At 56.6% G+C, this 19,436-nt stretch carries 21 protein-coding genes and 1 tRNA gene; 9 read left to right on the plus strand and 13 right to left on the minus strand.

Going from position 1 to position 19,436, the window contains the following annotated elements; translation table 11 throughout:
• Nucleotides 1-8 precede the first annotated feature (8 nt).
• The gene (psb29, locus tag AC2IAX_RS09605; protein WP_494387320.1) at nt 9-767 is read right to left on the minus strand and encodes a photosystem II biogenesis protein Psp29; all 759 of its coding nucleotides are present in this window, start codon (nt 765-767) and stop codon (nt 9-11) included.
• A gap of 182 nt (nt 768-949) precedes the next feature.
• The gene (locus AC2IAX_RS09610) at nt 950-1,633 is read right to left on the minus strand and encodes a hypothetical protein (RefSeq protein WP_494387321.1); all 684 of its coding nucleotides are present in this window, start codon (nt 1,631-1,633) and stop codon (nt 950-952) included.
• A gap of 118 nt (nt 1,634-1,751) precedes the next feature.
• On the opposite strand from AC2IAX_RS09610, the gene AC2IAX_RS09615 reads away from it, so the two are divergent.
• A complete protein-coding gene (locus AC2IAX_RS09615; protein WP_099531636.1) occupies nt 1,752-2,249 on the plus strand; it encodes an HNH endonuclease in 498 nt (165 codons plus the stop codon).
• Here the strand turns inward: AC2IAX_RS09615 and sbcD are convergent.
• From sbcD to psbH, 5 genes are all read right to left on the minus strand, one after another.
• Entirely contained in the window at nt 2,246-3,703 is a 1,458-nt protein-coding gene (sbcD, locus tag AC2IAX_RS09620; RefSeq protein WP_494387322.1) for an exonuclease subunit SbcD, read from the minus strand. The two genes, AC2IAX_RS09615 and sbcD, sit on opposite strands and share 4 nt — an antisense overlap.
• 84 nt (nt 3,704-3,787) lie before the next feature.
• Nucleotides 3,788-4,057, minus strand: a complete 270-nt coding sequence (locus tag AC2IAX_RS09625; protein WP_099531638.1) for a DUF3146 family protein — start codon at nt 4,055-4,057, stop codon at nt 3,788-3,790.
• 96 nt (nt 4,058-4,153) lie between these two features.
• Nucleotides 4,154-4,855: an aminoacyl-tRNA hydrolase gene (gene pth / locus AC2IAX_RS09630; RefSeq protein WP_494387323.1), complete on the minus strand. Its 702-nt coding sequence runs from the start codon at nt 4,853-4,855 to the stop codon at nt 4,154-4,156.
• A gap of 127 nt (nt 4,856-4,982) precedes the next feature.
• Nucleotides 4,983-5,315 carry a TatA/E family twin arginine-targeting protein translocase gene (locus AC2IAX_RS09635; RefSeq protein ID WP_494387324.1) on the minus strand — a complete coding sequence of 111 codons (333 nt, stop codon included), beginning with the start codon at nt 5,313-5,315 and terminating at the stop codon, nt 4,983-4,985.
• 759 nt (nt 5,316-6,074) lie between these two features.
• On the minus strand, nt 6,075-6,278 hold the full coding sequence (gene psbH / locus AC2IAX_RS09640) for a photosystem II reaction center phosphoprotein PsbH (protein WP_099531676.1): 204 nt from the start codon (nt 6,276-6,278) through the stop codon (nt 6,075-6,077).
• A 332-nt stretch (nt 6,279-6,610) separates the two neighbouring features.
• Here psbH and psbN point away from each other — a divergent pair, with 332 nt between their 5' ends.
• On the plus strand, nt 6,611-6,751 hold the full coding sequence (gene psbN, locus AC2IAX_RS09645; protein WP_099531641.1) for a photosystem II reaction center protein PsbN: 141 nt from the start codon (nt 6,611-6,613) through the stop codon (nt 6,749-6,751).
• Nucleotides 6,752-6,839: 88 nt separating this feature from the next.
• Here the strand turns inward: psbN and AC2IAX_RS09650 are convergent, their stop codons facing one another.
• Complete coding sequence (locus AC2IAX_RS09650) at nt 6,840-8,597, minus strand: alpha/beta hydrolase (RefSeq protein WP_494387325.1); 1,758 nt, start codon at nt 8,595-8,597, stop codon at nt 6,840-6,842.
• Between the two features lie 262 nt (nt 8,598-8,859).
• Between AC2IAX_RS09650 and AC2IAX_RS09655 the strand changes: the two genes are divergently transcribed.
• Entirely contained in the window at nt 8,860-9,003 is a 144-nt protein-coding gene (locus tag AC2IAX_RS09655; RefSeq protein ID WP_494387326.1) for a hypothetical protein, read from the plus strand.
• On the opposite strand, the gene AC2IAX_RS09660 is transcribed toward AC2IAX_RS09655, so the two are convergent.
• Nucleotides 9,000-10,568, minus strand: a complete 1,569-nt coding sequence (locus AC2IAX_RS09660; RefSeq protein WP_494387327.1) for a DASH family cryptochrome — start codon at nt 10,566-10,568, stop codon at nt 9,000-9,002. The two genes, AC2IAX_RS09655 and AC2IAX_RS09660, sit on opposite strands and share 4 nt — an antisense overlap.
• A 142-nt stretch (nt 10,569-10,710) precedes the next feature.
• Here AC2IAX_RS09660 and AC2IAX_RS09665 point away from each other — a divergent pair, with 142 nt between their 5' ends.
• Nucleotides 10,711-11,283: a pyridoxamine 5'-phosphate oxidase family protein gene (locus AC2IAX_RS09665; protein WP_494387328.1), complete on the plus strand. Its 573-nt coding sequence runs from the start codon at nt 10,711-10,713 to the stop codon at nt 11,281-11,283.
• A gap of 33 nt (nt 11,284-11,316) precedes the next feature.
• Here the strand turns inward: AC2IAX_RS09665 and AC2IAX_RS09670 are convergent, their stop codons facing one another.
• Both AC2IAX_RS09670 and AC2IAX_RS09675 read right to left on the minus strand, forming a co-directional pair.
• The gene (locus AC2IAX_RS09670; RefSeq protein ID WP_494387329.1) at nt 11,317-12,009 is read right to left on the minus strand and encodes an HAD-IA family hydrolase; all 693 of its coding nucleotides are present in this window, start codon (nt 12,007-12,009) and stop codon (nt 11,317-11,319) included.
• A gap of 182 nt (nt 12,010-12,191) precedes the next feature.
• Nucleotides 12,192-12,536: an ArsR/SmtB family transcription factor gene (locus tag AC2IAX_RS09675; RefSeq protein ID WP_099531646.1), complete on the minus strand. Its 345-nt coding sequence runs from the start codon at nt 12,534-12,536 to the stop codon at nt 12,192-12,194.
• Between the two features lie 447 nt (nt 12,537-12,983).
• Here AC2IAX_RS09675 and AC2IAX_RS09680 point away from each other — a divergent pair, with 447 nt between their 5' ends.
• The 3 genes from AC2IAX_RS09680 (at nt 12,984) to AC2IAX_RS09690 (ending at nt 15,837) form a co-directional block, all read left to right on the plus strand.
• Nucleotides 12,984-13,679 carry an MBL fold metallo-hydrolase gene (locus tag AC2IAX_RS09680; RefSeq protein WP_494387330.1) on the plus strand — a complete coding sequence of 232 codons (696 nt, stop codon included), beginning with the start codon at nt 12,984-12,986 and terminating at the stop codon, nt 13,677-13,679.
• Nucleotides 13,680-13,858: 179 nt separating this feature from the next.
• On the plus strand, nt 13,859-14,398 hold the full coding sequence (locus AC2IAX_RS09685) for a rhodanese-like domain-containing protein (protein ID WP_494390346.1): 540 nt from the start codon (nt 13,859-13,861) through the stop codon (nt 14,396-14,398).
• A gap of 530 nt (nt 14,399-14,928) precedes the next feature.
• Entirely contained in the window at nt 14,929-15,837 is a 909-nt protein-coding gene (locus AC2IAX_RS09690) for a sulfite exporter TauE/SafE family protein (RefSeq protein WP_494390347.1), read from the plus strand.
• Nucleotides 15,838-15,895: 58 nt separating this feature from the next.
• Here the strand turns inward: AC2IAX_RS09690 and cpcE are convergent, their stop codons facing one another.
• Nucleotides 15,896-16,717, minus strand: a complete 822-nt coding sequence (gene cpcE, locus AC2IAX_RS09695) for a C-phycocyanin alpha-cysteine-84 phycocyanobilin lyase subunit CpcE (protein WP_494387331.1) — start codon at nt 16,715-16,717, stop codon at nt 15,896-15,898.
• 325 nt (nt 16,718-17,042) lie between these two features.
• On the opposite strand from cpcE, the gene AC2IAX_RS09700 reads away from it, so the two are divergent.
• Entirely contained in the window at nt 17,043-17,186 is a 144-nt protein-coding gene (locus AC2IAX_RS09700) for a chlorophyll a/b-binding protein (protein WP_099531648.1), read from the plus strand.
• 694 nt (nt 17,187-17,880) lie between these two features.
• Nucleotides 17,881-19,017, plus strand: a complete 1,137-nt coding sequence (locus tag AC2IAX_RS09705; protein WP_494387332.1) for a peptidoglycan recognition protein family protein — start codon at nt 17,881-17,883, stop codon at nt 19,015-19,017.
• Between the two features lie 175 nt (nt 19,018-19,192).
• Here the strand turns inward: AC2IAX_RS09705 and AC2IAX_RS09710 are convergent.
• A tRNA-His gene (locus AC2IAX_RS09710) sits at nt 19,193-19,265 on the minus strand.
• Between the last annotated feature and the right edge of the window lie 171 nt (nt 19,266-19,436).

Genomic DNA, 19,436 nt, shown 5'->3' on the forward strand with positions numbered 1-19,436 from the left:
CGCGGAACTTAGCTGGGGTCGGCAGACGAAGGGGCAGCATTCGACTCGCTGGCGGTTTCGCTGGCGGTTTCGCTGGCGGCTTTGGCTTCGGCGGCGGCGGCTTTTTCCAGGGCCCGTTGTTCGCGTTTGCGGCGTTCGGCCTCCAGCATGTCTTCGTAGGTGATTCGAGCCTGGGCGATTTTCTCCAGGTTGCCGCGATATAGTTCCAGATCCTTTTGCAGCTTCTCGATCGGGAGGTTGAGGGTTGTCCCTAGGCGATCGATCCACGCTTTGATCTGCTCGGCATTGCCAGCCAGGTCAGAGGTGGTGGACTCCAGCAGGGTATATAGCCCAATCCCAAACAGGCGGCTGTATTTGAAAGGTTGACCATTGGCGAGCACGTCGGCGGCTTCGCGCAAGGCCCCGCCACTGCCCTCGGCCCGGTTGATCGCGGCGGCCAGGTCGTCGGCACTGGCAACTTTTGCCGCTTCCAACAGGCGATCGGCCCGGTGGCGATAGTCGTCTACGTTGCCGCCCACGGACTGACAGAGCGCGTTGAAGATGGAACCCAAGTCCCGATCGGGCTGGTAGCCTGCCATGAAGCGATCGAACGCCGTCACCACCCCGAGGGCATAGATGGACTCGAAGCGGAAATCGACGCTGACGGATAGCAGGTGCATTTCCACCATCAATTCCTCAACCACTCGTCGGTAGATCGCGTTGATCGGCCGTTGGTGGAGCGAATAGAAGGTGCGTTTGGTTTCTGAAACGGTGCGGATTTCGTTCACGGGAGGCGCGTTCTATGGCGATCGGCTTGTCTATTTTCGGGCCGGGCCGGGCCTTTGCCAACGGGCAACCCTTTCGCGATCCCCGATGGCCTGTTGTCGTAACGCGGAATTGCTTTTGGATTGCTCCTGAACTGATCTTGAATTCGCCCAGAATCCCTAAAGACGGCCCCTAGAGACGGCCCTTAGAGACGGTAGGTGAGCCAAGCCACTCGATCGGGTGTGGATTGGGTCAGGTCAGGTCGCGCCAGTCGCCAAGTTTGGCCCCGAGCTTGGCGTTGCAGGTAAACCGAAAAGGGCTGCGATCGGTGCTGTTGGGCCTTGGGTTGCGGTTGCCGGGAGGCGGGAGATCGATCGCCCTGGTTTTCCTGAGCATGGCGCGAATCTTGGCTCCCAGCTTGGCTCCAATCGTAAGTACCGCTCAGTTGCCAGCCCGGTTTGTCGTTGATGGTCACGGCCTGTTGGGTTTGGATGCGCAGTCGATCGATGCGGAATCCTGGTTCTGCCGCCAAGTCATCGAGGGTGATCACCGGGCGATCGGGCAACATCTGTGGATCCAGGTGGCGACCGGCGGCCAGCGGGGAATCGCCCAACTCTTGCAATAGGTCGGTCTGGGTTTGCAGCAACTGCAACGCCACCGCCCGTTGCACCACGGCCGTTGGTGGCCCGTCCCAGGGCAGCATCCCGCAACCACCCAGCAGCAAACTTAGGAGCAAACTGAAGCTCAAACTCAGAAATCCCGTGAGCAAGCCCCATCCCCAGGGCGATCGCTCAACTGCGGCCCGCAAACCAGGATTATCGATCGCCACCACTGAGCGATCGGCGGTTTTTGTCCGGAATCCGCCGCCACAGAACGATGGGTAATCCATGGGATCAGGAAACCACACCCCGAGTCAGTTGTGCTACTATCAGTCCCAATTGGCTCCGACGCTTCGCAAGCTTTGTTTGCAATTCTTAATAATTTGCAATTAATTGCGGTTTTGTCCGATGGGCAAAGTACTTGTGCTCAACGCTTCTTATGAGCCGCTCAATATTACCAGTTGGCGGCGGGCAGTCGTTTTATTGCTAAAAGGCAAGGCGGAGCAAGTCGAGCATAATGGCCGAGTGGTTTACCGCAACATTCCGTTGCCCACCGTGATCCGTTTGCGCCACTACATCAAGGTTCCCTACAAAGAGATTCCCTTAACGCGGAAAAACATATTGCACCGAGATAGCCACTCCTGTCAATACTGTGGCTACACGGGCGATGATTTGACGCTGGATCACGTTGTTCCCCGATCGCGCGGGGGCGGTGAACATTGGGAAAATATGGTCACGGCCTGCGTGCGCTGCAACATCCGCAAGGGCAATCGCACCCCCAAGGAAGCCAACATGCCTTTGCGCCAGCCGCCCCGCCGTCCCCACAGCAGTCTCTACTTTGAAGTGACGAAGCATGTGAAGAGCGGCGTACACCAGGAATGGCGCAAGTACGTGATTGGCCTCTAAAGCAGTCTGAGTTGACCCGATCGGTCAATGGCTGGAGACTGAACGGCTCGATCAGGGCCATTGGCGCTGGGTGAGGTCGGTTCGAGATCGTCAGCATCGGTGGCCAGCTCGGCGGTGGATGTCGCTGCTGGATTTTGGCCTGGGCTGGACTCTGGATCTGGGCAATCTGGATTGGCAGTTTGGGTTGTGGTTGGCTCCGGCAGATTCACCACAATGGCCGGACTGGCATAGCCCAAGAGATCTCGGGCGGCCTCGATCATGTCGTCGGCCAGGTTTTTTAAGTCCGATCGCTCTCCCAAATAGGCCTCTAGGGCTAACAGCGGATCCAGGGTGGTGGCATCCAAGTTGGGCAGGCGAGGGCGGGCCAGTTGGCTCATCAACTCCGCTTGCAGGCTGTAGGTGTGGGCGGCGGCTAGTCGATCGCGCACGGCCGCCAGCTCGATTTGGTGAAGCTGTTCTGCCCGCACACGATAGACCAACCGCACAACGGCCCCTTCAATGGCCGCCGGGTCGATCGCCCCGAGCAGTTCCGCCAACGGATCGTCACAGTCTGCCAAATCCACCCGCAATGTCCGAAACGGTCGGGCTGGCAGGGGGCAAAATTCCCATTGGGTTTGGCGCTGGCCCCGCTCTCCTGGCTCGATCGTCAGCAATACATAGCCCTTCTCTTCGGTTTCCTCGCTGAAGTCCACCCGCTCAATGCTGCCGGGATAGACCACCGGAGGCTGATTATTGGGATTCAGGTTTTGGTGCTTGTGGACATGGCCCAAGGCCACATAGTCAAACTCGGGGCGAGTGATGGTGCTGAGGGGAATTGAGAAGCCTTTGCCCACGCCCAACATCCGCTCGGCTCCCAATTGCGCCCGATCGCTCATCAGGTGGGCCAACAAAATGGTGGGTTGGTCGGGATCGAGCTTCCGAATTTCCCCTTCCAGGGCCGCCTGGAGTCGATCGAGCAGCAGCGCCCCCACTTCCGCCAACGACAGGCCCTCCGTTTGCCGCTTGGTAAGCAGGGTCGATCGGGTTAACCAAGGCAAAGTCAGCACCTGCACCGGCCCCTGGCTGGTTTCCAGTCGATGCAGCGCCAGCGTGTCTCCCACCACAAAGCCCGGAACCCCCAGCGTGCGGTAAATACAAAGGCTGGCTCCTCCACGGCCTTGGGCATGTTGGTCATGGTTTCCCACCAACAACACCGTCGGAATTTGCGCATCGGCCAGCCGCCGAAACTGTTGTGCAAAGGCCTCCTGCACCATGGGCAGCGGCGTAGCATCGGGAAAGGCATCACCCCCAAACAGCACCAGATCCACCGGTTCCGCAATTGCCCGATCGATGCAACGCTCCAGGGCTGCCGTAAAGTCCAGCAGCCGCGTGTTTAAACCCGTTTGAGGATCAATGCGCCCATGGCTGAACCCGCTGCCCATGTGAATGTCCGACAGGTGCAGAATTTTGACCATGGTTCGTTGCTCCGTTGTTGAACAATCGCGGGAAGGAATTCTGCGGGCAAACTTCAGAAAAGTCAGAAAATCCCGAGACAATGCCTAGAGCCGGGCCCGGATGGGGAAGGAATAATCGCCGCCCGCTTCTAGTTGGTAGTCGTGGGTTTCCAGAAATCGGGCCAGCGGCTCCCGAATTAGGGCCCGCCCCATGGACGGCTGAACCCGCAACCCTCCTTGGCGAAAGTGCCAGACGAATTCCCAGGTGAATTCCCCGGCGCTGACTTCGCCTTCTAGTTTGCCCTCATTCCAGGACTGGCGGGTAATGCGCACAAGGGCGATCGTTTGGGGCAACGGATTTTCTCGACGACTCACGGCGCAGGCCGACAGTGCGGAATGGTAGATGAACCGTGGACAGGCGGGCAGGGTCAACCGGATCAACCGGATCAGGCTAGACCGCTGGAAACTCGGCTAGGAAACCGGTTGCGGATCCTGCGGGGCCCGATCGGGCGTTGCAGGTGCTTCGGGCGTGGGGGCCGGTTTGGGCTTGGGTGGAGCCACATCGCGATTGTTATACAAGCTGGCGGCTTTGGCCACGCCATCTCGGAGCGATCGCTCGATCGTCTCCACACTCAACCGCAACAGGGCTTTCACCGTGGGTTGTTCCTCGGGCGCAAACTTGCCCAACACATGGGACACCGTTTCGCCGCTGACCACCCGGGGCCGCCCAATGCCCAACCGCAAACGCGGAAAATCCTGCGTTCCCAGATGGGCGATCGTGGATTTCATGCCATTGTGACCGCCGGCCGAGCCGGTTTCCCGCAGCCGCAACCGGCCCAAGGGCAGATCCATATCGTCGTAGATCGTGAGGACTGATTCCGGTGGCAGCTTATACCAATCGATCGCGGCGCGGATGGCCTGGCCCGATCGATTCATATAGGTCAGGGGTTTCAGCAAATAAATCTTGCCAAAGGGCGATCGCCCCTCTCCGGCGAGGGCATTGAACCGGCGATTTTCGCTCAGGGAAATGCCCCACACCTTCGCCAGCTCATCAATGACTTCAAAGCCAATGTTGTGGCGGGTGCGATCGTACTTGGGTTCTGGGTTGCCCAGCCCCACAATCAGCTTCGGAATTAGGGGTTCTGATGACGATGCAGATTGACCTTTGGGCATGGCTTTGGAATCGACTTAAGCGCAGACGACTTCAAGGGTGAATCAACAGAACTCCAACCGGAAACACTTCAACCGAAAGCAATCCAAGCGGAAACACTCCGGCCGGAAGCGATCCAAACGGAAGCCCCTAAACCGGATCGATCGAATCCACCGCATTGGTTTTGGCGGCTGGGGCCGGTTCCGCTTCGGCGGGGGTGACCGGGGTGGCCGGCTCCGAACTGGCCAGGGCAGGTTGTGCAGGCGGCTCGATCGTGGCGGTCATGCTGGTGGAAGCAGGGGCTTCGGCCCGATCCATTTCCCGCTTCAGTTCCGATTCAAATTCCCGCGAGGCTTCCTGGAAGGATTTCAGAGTCTTGCCCAGGCTGCGGCCAATTTCCGGCAACTTTTTCGGGCCAAAGACCAACAAAGCGACAACGCCAATCAAAAACAACTCTGCTGGGCCAATGCCAAAAATGTTCATGGGGCGATCCTTGCAATGGAAATGACCGGGGCGATCGCAGGAAAACGATCAAGCAACAACGCTGAAACAAAAATGCTCGAACGAAAATGATCAAACAAACGCTAATCCGTAACTGGCTAGCAACGAGTCAACACCAATAATCGAAAATAATCGAACAGTAATTTGCACGTTCAGATTATTCCATCCCAAGGCCCCGTCGCGCAGGCTCAGGGTCAGTCTGACTCAGGGGATGTCTGAAAAGCCAAAACGACTACCCTGTCGGTCGTCTCGTCGAGCAACAGAGACAAGGGGCTTGGGGGTATCGTCATTTTTCGAGGTGATGCTGAAACGGTTGATCTTTCGCGCCCAGATCGTCGTAACAAGGGGCTTAAGCCCCTTGCCCCCCACGATCCGCTAAGGGCAGGTCTAGGGTTTCGTACTCAACGACGACAGGCCCTAAGCCCCTTGCCCCCACGACTACCCGCGCTTTGCCAGCATCCCGAGCTACTTCTCAGACATCCTTCCAAGAGCAAGCCAAGATCAGGGTCGGTGGGATGGCGAATGTTGCCCATAAAAAAGCCCGGATACACCGGGACTGTGGGACTGGGCGATCGACCAGTTGATGACTTAACTCTCAAAGATTTGTAGAATCCAACGCTCAGAACTCAGCAATTCTCTAGCTGTTAGTTCTTCAAACCAGTCGATCGGGCGGGCAATTCTTGGGGTGGAAATCTGAAATCTGTTGATGCAGACTCATCACCCCAAGCCATTCACCGAAATCTATTGACCCAGCGACTTCCAATCGACATTAACGCCTTCAATCAAGATCGAGGTGTTGTACACCTGCAAGATGATCAGCAGGAACACAAAAAACAACCCCATGAAAACAGCCATCAGCGGGGTCGTCCCCCAGCCGGGAGCCACCTTACCGTATTCCGCATTTAACGGGCGCAAAATGTCGCCCAGGCGAGTCCGTTGAGCCATCTTATCCCTACCGTAGTGTTTCGCAACAATGGAGTCTTGCAGCCGTTGAAGCAACTGGGCGTTGCCGTTGATGTTGCTTTTTATTAAATAGTGCAGCAATTGCCGCACGAATGCAGCACGCCGCCAATGCTATTTGATTGGGTATTCTATCAAACGGCTGTGCCTGCTGTTTGGGGAGTTCCGTGGGGGCAAGCCAGCGGCGACCTGAGAACTAAGGCTAGCGGGCAGTGGGCGATCGGGTGGACTCCCTGAGAAGTTTGCGATTTTACTTAACTAATTGTTACAATTTGCGAGAAATGGGCCAGCGGCCCGGCCATCGAGACCCTTAAACCATGCTAGAAGACAACTCTGCTTTAACATTGGGAATTGCCCTCGGCACAATTCTGGTTGCCATCACGGGGTACTCGATTTATGTGGCTTTTGGGCCGCCGTCTGAGAATTTGTCGGATCCCTTTGAAGATCACGAAGATTAGGCCCAGAGGATTGAACTAGAGGATTGAGCGCTTGCTCGTCCCAATTCCCTGACGATCGCCCCAATCCACTCGCCATAGCCCCATTTCTTCAGCGGGTCTGGATGGGTTGATCGGGCCGGTGGCGATTGGCAATCCATCGGGAATTTTTGGTTGGCCTGTGGGCCACGGGGCGCGGCAACTGCTCGATCGAGAGTTGACTCAGCAAATACAGCGGCAACTCTGGCTGAGAAACGGAATTGGCCCATTGGGGGGTGAGATGGTTCGCCATGGCGTGATCGTTCCCCAAATATCGCTTCAAAAAAGCCGTGATGAAGGCTTTCGTGTAGTCGCGAGCCAAGTCCGGCCGGGGGCCCACCAAGCTAGCCGGGAGCTGCACGGTTTCATCGCCCGTGGCCCCCAGCGTTGAAAAATGCGTGCCACCTCGCAGCACCAACAGATACTTATCCGCGATCGACATTTGAGCAAAGGGGCGCAACTGTTCCGACAAGGGCAGGGCGATCGGGTCATTACTGGCCGACAAAATCGCCGTGGGCACTTGCAGTTGGGCAATCCCTTCACGCCCAAACAGGCTGGAAGTAATTGGGCTAATGGCCACCACGGCCTTCACCCTGGCATCTTGCAGGGATAGATAGTCCGTGTCAGGCGTGGGGCGCACCACCAAAGCCCGACATTGCAACAGCAGCGACGTATTCCAAAACAGGTCGTCGGAGGCGCAGTCGGTTTTCAGCCGCTTGAAATTCAGCGGGGCCCCGGCACTGGCCAGGGCGGTGTATCCACCAAAGGACTGCCCCACTACGGCCGTGCGATCGAGGTCAATGACCCCGGTGAATCCTCCAGGGGCTTGGGGATTGGTTGCCAGTTCGTTGAGAATGTCGCGCACATCGGCCGGCCGCGAAATGAACTCCCTGGGGTCGGCGGCTTCGCTGGCCTCGCCGTTAATCAGGGCTTGGATGTAGCGGCTGTCGCTGCCGGGGTGCTCCAGCAGGATGGCAATGAAACCGTGGGAGGCCAAGTGTTCACCCAGGTAACCGTAGGTGCGCCGATCGGATCCGAGACCGTGGGAAATGACCACCACGGGGCGATCGCCCGTCGCGGCCAAGGGCCAGTAAAGATCGGCCGCAAAGGGACGACGATCACGCGGCTGAATTACGCGGCTGGTTTTGGCGGTCGCATAGGGGCCCGGTTGCCGCAACTCAAAAGGGGGCGGCGTAATGGGAGAGCCAGCTTGGGCCGCAAAGGCCGTTTCCACGGCGGCGGTGGCTTGGTCTTGGTGAATGGTGGTTTCCTCAATTTGCCGCCACAGGCTCAGGGCTTGGGCCAAGTCCACTCGCATACTGGGAGTGGGATAGTAGCGCAGCAAATTCAGGGGGGTTAGTCCTTCCGGGTCGGCGGCGGAACGGACGATCGCAGCACGCAGGGCCGGCACGCTTTGTAAATTGCGCCCGGTGCGGATCACTTGGGCCAAGCGCCGCAGGATGGTTTCCCCTTGGGGCGCATTGAAGAATTGCGACACGGCCAACAGGTTGATATCCAGGCGATCGGTCAGGGCCGATCGCACCTGAGCCAATTGATCGGGAGTCAGAAACCGGGTATAGAACTCCAGCTCATCGGAAATTTCACCGGTCGCCACAAAGTCTTCTAGGGACTTCATTTCGATCGACAGGCCCAAGGCCCCAAAGGTCAGCTCAATCCGCTCGGCGGCTTGGGCCAAGGCGGGCGCGAAGCCACCAGCCAGCAGGCTGGCCCCCAAGGCCACCAGCGATCGCCCCAACCGCCGTCGCAGTCCGTAACCGGAAGGGCTGACCCGATTTTGGTGGGTTGCTGCCGTTGTCATCGATCGCTCCATCACCCTCTTACCTCCAAATCTTGCCCAGAATTACTCGCCCAGAATTACTCTCGTCGCCGTATCTATCCAAAGTTCCTGGCCCAACGTTACCGCTCCAAAACATCAATGAAACCCCTTGATGCCTCAGAAAATGTCTGAAAAGTGTCTTTGGGCATGGGGCAAGGATCCATAAATCGCGGAGCACAGGGATTAAGGGCCTGTCGTCTTTTTTCGAGGTGAGGCTGAAACGGCTGATCTTCCGTACCCTAGTCGTCGTAACAAGATGCTCAAGCCCCTTGCTCCCCACGATCCGCCAGCGGTGGAATCAGGGTTTCAGACGATTTGGCGACAAGTCCTAAACCCCTTGTTTGTCCCGATCGACCAGACCTACAAGGTAGCAATTTTGGCTTTTGAAACAGCTTCCTAAGGTCGTCGGGGGCGATCGCGCCGGGAACCCCGATGGGCCGGCTTTGAGCGACCCGCAGCACCCTTCCCGATCGCCCGGTTATAAAGGGCTTCATTCTCCGCCGCCGACTCAAACAAATCCACGATCGCCCCTGGATAATCACAGCCAATTTGTACACCAAACCGCTCCTGTTCCACGGGCAACAACATCCAGGGGTGATGCACTTTTCCAGCGGGCAATTGACGCAATTCCGGGAGCCAATGTTTCACGTATTCCCCTTGCGGATCGTAATCCTTGGCTTGCTTCAAAATATTGAAAAAGCGAAACCCTCTTGCATCATTTCCCACCCCAGCCGTGTAGTTCCAATTACCCCAATTGCTGCACACATCATAATCAATCAACCAAGATTCAAACCACTCGGCCCCCATTCGCCAATCAATTCCCAAATTCTTGGTTAAAAAGCTGGCCACATTTTGACGACCTCGATTCGACATAAACCCTGTGGCACGGAGTTCTCGCATGTTGGCATCCACCAAGGGATAGCCCGTTTGCCCGTTGCACCAAGCCGCAAAAGCCGCCGCATCCCGTCGCCAAGGAATTGCTATTCCCTGCAAACCCGTCACTCGAAAAACTCGATGGCGATGTTTCGCCACAATCCAGCGAAAATAGTCGCGCCACAACAGTTCAAAAATGAGCCAATAGGTAGATTCATTGCGAATCACTTTCTGTTCATAGGCTTGCACTTCGGCCCAAATTTTCCGAGGCGAAAGACAGCCCAGCGCCAACCAAGGCGAGAATTTCGATGCATCATTGGGCTGCAACATGCCGTTGCGCGTTTGCTTATAAACCCGCAAATGATCGCCATCCCAAATGTATTCCTGAAGCCGCTGGAAGCCGGCCTGTTCGCCACCCGTAAACGAGATCAGCGCCAAGGGGCTGGGTTCCGGTTCCACCAACCCCCAATCGGCCAGGCGGGGCAATTCACCGGGGTTCAAACCCGGCGGCAGAGGTGGCAGGCGATCGGGCGGGGGCAAGGGGGAATCAATGGTCGATCGCGCTTCAACGGTTTTCCGAAATTCCGTAAATAGCTCTGGGATTTGACCAATCTCAAAGGGCAAATTATCCGGGTGATAGAGGGTGTGGCCCCAATAAACTTTGCTTTGAATGTTTCCCGGGATCGGTCTGGGTGCTTGTGGAGTCTTCAGAGCCGCTTCGAGGGCCAATTCAACTGCTTGTTCTTCGGTTCCCACCTCTTCGTGATAATAAATAGCCTGTGCTCCATATTCCGCTGCCAGGGCCGGTAACACCACTTCTGGCAACCCCGATCGCACGATTAAATCACTGCCCTTCGCTCGTAAGGCAGCTCGCAGATCAGCAATCGATTCCAGCAAAAATCGAGCGCGGAAGGGGCCCGTTTTGGGAAAACCAAAGGCAGTTTCCGCAAACTGTCGTGGGTCAAAGCAATAGACCGGAATCAACGTCTTGTGGCTTTCGGCAGCCGCCAAGAGCGGTTCATGATCATGGAGACGCAAATCAGTACGAAACCAGACGATCGCGCAGCTAGCAGATGGAGAAGCAGCAGCCATTGAATAACCTAGGGATAACCTAAAATTGAGAAATTGGAGAAGGTGCTGGAGGATTCACGCCAGCCTGCGAATTCCAAATGCTTAAATTTTAGAGAATTTCAGAGAATTTCAGAAAACCCTAGAGAGGTTTAGAGATAACAAAATGGCAAAATTTTACGAGCAAATCACACCGGAACTGGCCGCTTTTATTGAACAACAGAAGCTGTTTTTCACGGCATCCGCTCCCCAAGAAGGACGAGTGAATGTGTCGCCCAAGGGGATGGACACCTTTCGCTGTTTTGAACCCAATTTGGTGGGTTATTTGGACGTGACTGGCAGCGGCAACGAAACCGCAGCCCACGTAACGGAAAACGGCCGGTTAACCCTCATGTTTTGCAGCTTTGTGGGTGCGCCGTTGATTTTGCGGCTGTATGGCCAAGGGCGCGTGATTCGGCCACGGGATCTCGATTGGCAATCCTGGCTCGATCGATTCGAGGCCCTGCCCGGTACGCGCCAAATCATGTTGCTGTCGGTGGATTCGGTGCAAACCTCCTGTGGGTTTGGGGTTCCGTTGTTTGACTATCAGGGCGATCGCACCCAGTTGGTGGAATGGGCGGAGCGCAAAGGCCCCGATGGTCTGCAAGCCTATTGGCAAGCAAAGAACCAAACCAGCATCGATCGGCTCCCCACCTACCTGCTCAGTCCTGAAGCAAACGGTGATGAAGCCAACCGTTAAGCCGAAACGCGCCCCATCGATCGCCCCATCCCTTTAGCAAACCGCCGCTGGAACCCGAGCGGGCAATCCCCAATCGGCCGGCTCAAAGGCCTGCAAAGAGGGCAAAATCGCATCGGCCTGGGCCAGGCTCGATCGCTCCAAGGCCGGATCCGGAATCGCAATCACCGACATCCCCGCCGCCCGGGCCGCCTCAATGCCCGCTGGCGCATCCTCAAACACCAGACAGTGGCGCGGGTCGGCCCCCAATCGTCGAGCCGCTTCCCGAAACAGATCCGGCGCGGGCTTGGCCTGGCGCACCCCCGGATCATCACTCAGCACCGTGCAGTGAAACAGGCGAAACCAATCCCGGTGAGGTGCGGCCTTCCAACCAAAGGGGCCGCGGCTGGAACTGGTGGCGATCGCCTGGGGAACGCCCGATCGGTGCAGGTGATGGGTCAACTCCACCGCCCCCGGCATCGGTTTAGCCACCGGTTGCCACTGGGCCACCAGCGATCGCCGCTGTTGCAACATTTCCTCGGGACTGATGGGCAACCCCAACCATTCCACCAAAATCGCCGATGACGTGTGGGCATCGCGCCCGGCGATGCGTCCCCGCACCGCTGGATCGTAAGCACAACCGTAGCGATCGGCGATCGCCCGGTTCACCGCTTCATTAATTGATTCCGTATCCAGCAACAAACCGTCGAGATCGTAGATAACGTGGGTGATGCGAGGGCGAGCTACCATGGCGAAATTTCGAGGGGCGCGATTTCGAGGGACTGTCTGAACGGTAGCAAAAATTGCACAATCCCCGTTGATTGCAGCCCACTTTCATACAGCCCACTTCCATGACGAATTCATGGCGGGCGAGCTAATGGCGAGTGAGTGGCGCGTTAAGGGCGCGTTGGCATAGCCACCCGATCGGCCAATTACTGCACCCGAAAACTGGCGATCACCTGTTGTTGCTGTTCCAAGCGATCGCTCAGTCGCCGCCAAATTAATTCACAAAGATCAAAAATCAGCGGATCCACAATTCGGTAATAGGCGCTGGTGCCTTGGGATTGTCGAGCCACCATGCCCGCTTGAGACAAAACTTTTAGATGCTTGGAAGTATTAGCCTGGGTCAGGCCCGTTGCTTCCACAATTTCCGCCACATTTCGGGGCCCCTCCCGCAAGCAGCACAGCACTCGCAATCGATTGCGTTCCGACAAAACCTTGAGATAGTCCGCGACGAATGCCAGTGCGTCTAACTCATGGTCAAGGGTATTAGCCATAGAACTCGATGTCCAAGCGAAGGGAAAAGGAGAGTTGCGGAGGGGTGCCATGGATGCAGAATCAGGGCTTGACCGAGGGCAGAAGCGGACAGGGAAGGAGAGATCCCGACAGGATGTTAATGATTCTGATCCCCTTGCGAAGGCAACTCTACCCCATTGAATGGCTCAATTGTCCCTGAGGGAAAGTATTGGGCAAAATCAAGGCGATCGAGCATTCTGGTGGTAACCCGATTCCAGTGAAGCTGGGTGACGACTGGCCACCCAGGCTAACGGAGCCGGTGAAAAAATGGGGGCGATCGGGTGGCAAATCCAAAATATGAGTATATAGTTATATTAATTAATCAAGCATAAAAGAACCAAGAGCCTCTCTCAGACCATATTCCGCTGCTTGCTCCTTCAATTTGCCTCCTAATTTGCCCAACACCCTTCACTCTTAGGAACTGCCCTATGTTGTTTCGGCAATTGTTCGATCGGGAAACGAGCACCTACAGTTACCTGATCGCCGATCGGGACAGTCGCCAAGCGGTCTTGGTGGACTCGGTTTTGGAACAGGTCGATCGAGACTACAAACTGATTCAGGAACTGGGCTTGACCCTGGTGGCTTGCCTAGAAACCCATGTCCACGCGGATCATGTGACCGGAGCCGGTCGGTTACGCGATTTGACCGATTGCCAAGGAATTGTTCCCATGGGGGCCAAGGTCGCCTGCGCCGATCGCACTTTGGACGATGACGAAGTGTTTTGGGTTGGCTCAGTGCCCATTCAAGCGATCGCCACCCTGGGCCACACGGACAGCCACTTAGCCTATCTGGTGAATCAAACCCATTTGCTGACGGGAGATTCCCTGCTCATTCGCGGCTGTGGTCGCACGGACTTCCAAAGCGGCAATGCCGAACAGCTCTATCAAGTGGTGACAGAAGTGCTGTTTGCGCTGCCCGATGAAACCTTGGTTTACCCGGGCCATGACTATCGCGGCTGTTTGGTTTCCACGATCGGGGAAGAAAAACGCTGCAATCCTCGGTTTGTGGGGCACGATCGCGCAACCTTCGTGACCCTGATGCAAAATTTGGGGCTGCCAAATCCCCAAAAGATGGCTGAGGCCGTGCCTGCCAATCAACAATGCGGGCAACTGGTGGCGGTCTAAACGCGCTGTCCGCCCTGGAGGTTCTGAGTTTCCTCCCCTTTTCTCCCTGTTCCCAAATCTTCCCAGGATTTAGATCGATGACCCCTGTTCAACCTGAAGTTAATTCCCCGCCTACTCAACTGCCCAGAACCCACTCTCAACCGATGGTGGTCGATGATTTTGGTAAGACACCTGAGCCGATGCCTGTGGGGCCAGTGCGCCAACGGGTTTCCGTCACTGAGCTTCAGGCTTGGTTGGCCACCAATCGGGCGATCGTGGTGGATGTGCGCGAGCCGGGAGAGTTTGCCGGGGAACGCATTCCCGGGGCGCTGTCGATGCCGATGAGCAAGTTGGATTTGCAAACAGTGCCGGTTTCTCAGCCCGATCGCTGGGTGGTGCTCTGTTGCCAAACAGGGAATCGATCGGCGGAGGTGGCGAATCAATTGGTGCAGGCGGGCCGCACGCCAGCGATCGACCTGATCGGCGGTCTTCAGGCTTGGAAGGCAGCGGGTTTGGACGTTTTGGTCGATCGCCGGGCCCCGATCAGTTTGATGCGACAGGTGCAAATCGTGGCCGGCTCTTTGGTGTTCACGGGCACGGTTCTGGGTGCGTTGGTTTCCCCTTGGTTCTTGCTGTTGAGCGGGTTTGTGGGGGCTGGGCTGACGTTTGCGGGCATCACCAACACCTGCGCTTTGGCCATGCTGCTGGCGAAGTTGCCCTATAACCAGCGTGCGTCCTAGGGAACAAGCAGCGAAACTGCACAACAACAGACTTCAGAAACAGGCTTCAGAAAGCTTTGCCAATTGCCAGGCGAAATGGATCAACTCCGATCGCCCATGCAATTGGCCGGATTTGCAGTGGCTTTCCAAGATTCTCAGTTGGTCGATTGATCGCGATTGATTGAGATCGCAATCAGCCAATTAAGGATCACTTCTTAGAGGATGTCTGAAAAGTGTCTTTTGGCACGGGCAATGCACCAATAGTCGTGGGGGCAAGGGGCTTAGGGCCTGTCGTTATTTCCTAGGATCAGGTGAAAACGATTGACTTTCCATATCCCAGTCGTTGTAACAAGGGGCTTAAGCCCCTTGTCCCCCACGATCTGACAACGGTGGAATAAGGGTTTCAGGCGATTTGACGACACGCCCTAAGCCCCTTGTCTTCGTCGATCGATGTCGATCGATGAGGCGTGCAGAGTATCGATTTTGGCTTTTCAGACATCCTCTTAAGGGTCAGTTCTATAGATGGTTCTGTGGATGGGTTTATGGATAGTTTGATATGGGCGATCGGCCATGGATTGGCCGTGGTGATTGGCATTGCCCTCGGGCTGTTGGGCGGGGGCGGCTCGGTGTTGGCCCTGCCAATTTTGACTTCGGTGATGGGCGTGCCCGTGAAACCCGCGATCGCCATGACGTTGGCCATTGTGGGAACCGTGAGCCTGTTGGGAGTCATTCCCCACTGGCGGGCGGGGCGGGTGCGCTGGCGGATAGCGGGGATTTTTGGGCTGTCCACGGCGATCGGGGCCTTTGGGGGCGCTAAGTTGGCCACCCAACCTTGGGTTACGCCCCCCATTCAAATGATGCTGTTTGTGGGAATGATGCTGTTGGCGGCGATCGCCACGATTCGTCGCAGCAACCAACCGGCCCCAGCAGATCGATCGCCAGATTCGGCCCTAGCAGCCTATCCCCAGCCAGTCTGTCGCTACTGTTGGCTGTGGCTGCTAACGGAGGGCATCGGCGTGGGAATGCTGACCGGGTTGGTGGGTGTGGGGGGCGGTTTTGCGATCGTGCCGGCGTTGGTGCTGTTGGGCAATGTCCCGATGAAACAGGCGATCGGTACGTCCCTAGTGATTATTGCGGCTAACTCGATCGCGGGTCTGGCGGGCTATGCGGGCCATGTGGCGATCGATTGGCCCCTGACCCTTTCCTTCACGGGGGCGGCGGCCCTAGGCACGTTACCGGGAGCCTACTTATCCAAGTTGGTGCCCGCCGATCGCTTACAACGCTGGTTTGGCTATTTTCTGTTGGCGATCGCCTCACTGGTGTTCTTGCAAAATTACCGAACCCTGCTGGGGCCAAATTCCCAAACCCAACAACCACCAACCCGCCCCCTGTCGCAACTGAATCATCCCCAACCGGCCAGCCAACAGACTTTCGCCCGATCGGCCCGCCTCCGGCCATAAAGCCGCCCACTCATCGGGATTGGGGTGCGATCGACCCATTTAGTACTGTTGACCTGCCCTACAACAAGCCATCCATCAAAACCAAAATGCGGCGGCCCTCATCCGTCAGGGTTTGGCCATCGGGGGTAGCGTTGGGATGTTCTGCCAACCCTTTGAGCGCAATCAGTTTCAAGCTATTTTCCGCCTCCGTTTGGGCGATCGCCTCTGCCCCCGCCAAATAGCCGATCGCCCCCACATCGCCCATCAGGGCCCGCCGCAACTGTAAATCGGGCCCCCGCAGGGCGGCCACCAGTCGCTCGCCCCATTGGTCATCCCCCGTGAGCTGATACAGGGCCCGCACGGCCGCGTATTGCACCTTGGGCACGGAATGTTCCGTGAAGGGGCGAATCACGTCGATCGCCCCCTGAGCCTGCAAATTCCCCAAGGCTTCCAGAACCGCATCGTAGGGCTGCACCAAGTGGGGCTGGCCCGGCACGACCACGGCCGCCGCCACGCCTCCATCCAACAGGGCCAACAACCCGGAAATGGCGCGATCGTCTGCCAACTGCCCGAGGGACTGGGCCGCCGCCTCCCGCACGTAATAATCGGGCGACGTGAGCGATCGAATCAGGGCCGGAACCGCCGAGCGATCGGCTAACTTCCCCAAAGCCCGCGCCGCGTTGCGCTGAAGCGGCAAGCCTCCCGCCTCGGTGCGATCGCCCTCGTAATCCAAGGCTTCAATCAGCGCCTCAATCACGTCCGGCTGCGAAACCCGAAACCGCCCCACCCACCAAGCCGCGTAGTAACGCAAGCTGGCATCTTCACTGCGCAAATTGGCGATCGCCTCTTCCAAGGTCAACGACTTTGCCGAAATTTCCCCATCCACAGCCACAATCCCCACCCAACTCAACAGCAGCGAAATTCAGCCCCCAAGGGGCAACTTTCCGGGCAAATTTTTGGGAATTAATGCCCGCGAACCATTGTCCCACAAAGGATTGGGCAAACGTTGAGGCTCCATGAGTCCAGGGCGCTGCGGGGGGAAATTACGGCAGGCCAGCGGGGCAGCAGGGGAAGCAGTAAGAGTTTTTACTCATGGATTCGTAACGAAACGTTGCAGTAAACAAAAAATTGCGTTAAATTTTCTATAGAGCAACTTGACACCAGGACGCTCGCCCAACTCGACTTCTATCTATTCGCTCGAAACCCCTTTTTGGAGGTCTTCAACCATGACTGAGCAAAAGGCTAAATACGGCTTCACTGCCTTCGCCGAAACCTGGAACGGTCGTCTGGCAATGCTGGGCTTCGTGATCGGTATCGCTACGGAATTCATCACCGGCCAAGGCATCCTGTCGCAACTGGGCCTGCTGTAATTGGCTCGATCGAGTCTCAGCCTGGTTCCCTCGGCAAGATTATTGGTTCAGAACCGCCAACGTACCATCGGTGTCATGATCTAGCCGCTTGGGCGATCATCATCGATAGTCAACGGCAAGCATCCGCAAACCTTTGATTAGGTTTGGCTCAGCAATCAAAAACCGCACGGTTCCCACAAGCCGCTGCGGTTTTTGCCATTTCAGCCCTAAATTTTTGATCTTGAATTTCTTTACAAGGTCTTGGGTATTTCTGGAGCCTTGATATTCTCAGTATGAGTTTTTGGTATTACCTGCTGCGGGTATTTAGAAAAGATCTGAAAAGTATCTTTTGGCCAGGGCCAAGGATTAAGAGTCATGGGGCAAGGAGCTTAGGGGGTGTCGCCAAATCGCCTGAAACCTTGATTCCGCCGTTGACAGATCGTGGGGGACAAGGGGCTTAAGCCCCTTGTTGCGACGATTGGGGTAAGGATAATCAACTGTTTTCGCCTGACCCTAAGAAATGACGACAGCCCCTAAGCCCCTTGTTTGTGTCGATCGATGATGCCCGCAGGGTAGCAATTTTGGCTGCCCGAATATCCTCTTAGCTTTCAATATCAGTTTCGATCGCCTGGCCACAGTCCCTCGCAAAAGCAAGATGCTAAGATTGCGCCAAACTTCCAGGCTGCTGCTTGAAATTTGACCCTTTTGGCTGATTTTGGGCAGCTTGCTCGATCGCTCCGCCACCAACCCCAACTTTGTTTCCACATCAGCGATCGCTAGAGATCCCGTGATTATGCTGTCGAATCCGCGCAAGGTACTGCGTTACTGTTTGCTGGTGTTAGCGGCGGCACTCTTAATTGCGGTGGGTGCATCTACTTCCGATGGAGTTTTGCCGCCTGATGGTCGGGCCGAAGCGGCCCTGAAATACGCCAAGACCGCTGATCCAACTCAGCAAATTGGGTTGCCCGGGTTTGCAATTTCTAATTATTTAGCCACGGGATCCCTGTCGCGGCGGGATTATGAAGATCGGCCGATCAATCGCCCGGTGGACACGATCGTGATTCACCACACGGCCCTGAGTGGGCGACGGCTCTCGATCGCCCAAGTGGCAGGATCGTGGCAAAACGACCCGGCTGAAGTCAGCGCCCATTTTATTGTGGGGATGCACGGCGACATTTTGATGACTGTGCCACCCAGCAAAACGGCCTTTCACATCCTGAAGCAAGCAGCCTATCCCGATCCGCAAACCAACCGCCCGGTGAATTGGATCAATATGCGGTCGATCGGGATTGAGTTTCACTACGACCCAGACAGCGAGCGCCCCAGCCGTGAGCAGATCGTGGCCGGTGGGCGCTTAATTGGGGCCCTGCTGAATGCTTATCCCGATTTGGACGTGGCGCGAATTGTTGGCCATGGGATCCAAAATTTTTCGGAAGGCGGGCGCAGCCGGGCCCTGAGCGAGCCAACCTATCTATTTTTGATGCCGAATGCCCAGGTTGCGCCCAATTTCTTGATTTTGCTGAACAGTGCGGCTGAAATTTCGCCCCGACTGGCCAGCGCGATCGAACAAGCAGGCGGCGTGAGGCAACTGGCCACCCAACTTCAACAGCGGACGATCGCAGGGCAGCGCCTAACCTTTGACATGGAAACCACCTGGAAACAGGATTCCAACATGCCCATTTCCCCGATCGTGCCCCAAACGGCGATTGCGGAAGCAACCCGACTGGCACGCGAGCTGACCGGAACCGCCAGCGAACCACCCAAGCCCACGCCGGAACCGCCGCCCCTGCTGGATCTCACGCCGCGCCTGTTCCTGGATTCTGACTTTAAGCCGAATAGCCCAACCCAGTAGCCAGCCTCAACCTTGGGGAGACGAGCTTGGGGAAACAAGCCCAGCCGATTCAAAGGCAATCAAAAGGGGGTACAAAATGGAATGTACCCCTTTGTTTTCAATGTTTCCAGACTCTCAGAATTCGGTTTCTCGGAAATCTGAAAGCTTGGGACATTGGATATTGAGTTTTGAAGAGGGCGAACGATGGGACTTGAACCCACGAATGGCGGAACCACAATCCGCTGCCTTAACCCCTTGGCTACGCTCGCCACTGTAGTGGGTCATTATAACAACTTTGTGCTGAAAAGCATACCTACTATAGACAAATTTCTTGGGAGCCTGATTTTGGCGGGGGCGATCGCGCCGGCAACGGCCGCTCGATAGGATGGAAGCCACGGGCCAAGATCATCCAGATTGACGAATCGAGTTCAAAACCGGAA

This window comes from Limnothrix sp. HT2024 (assembly GCF_059138625.1).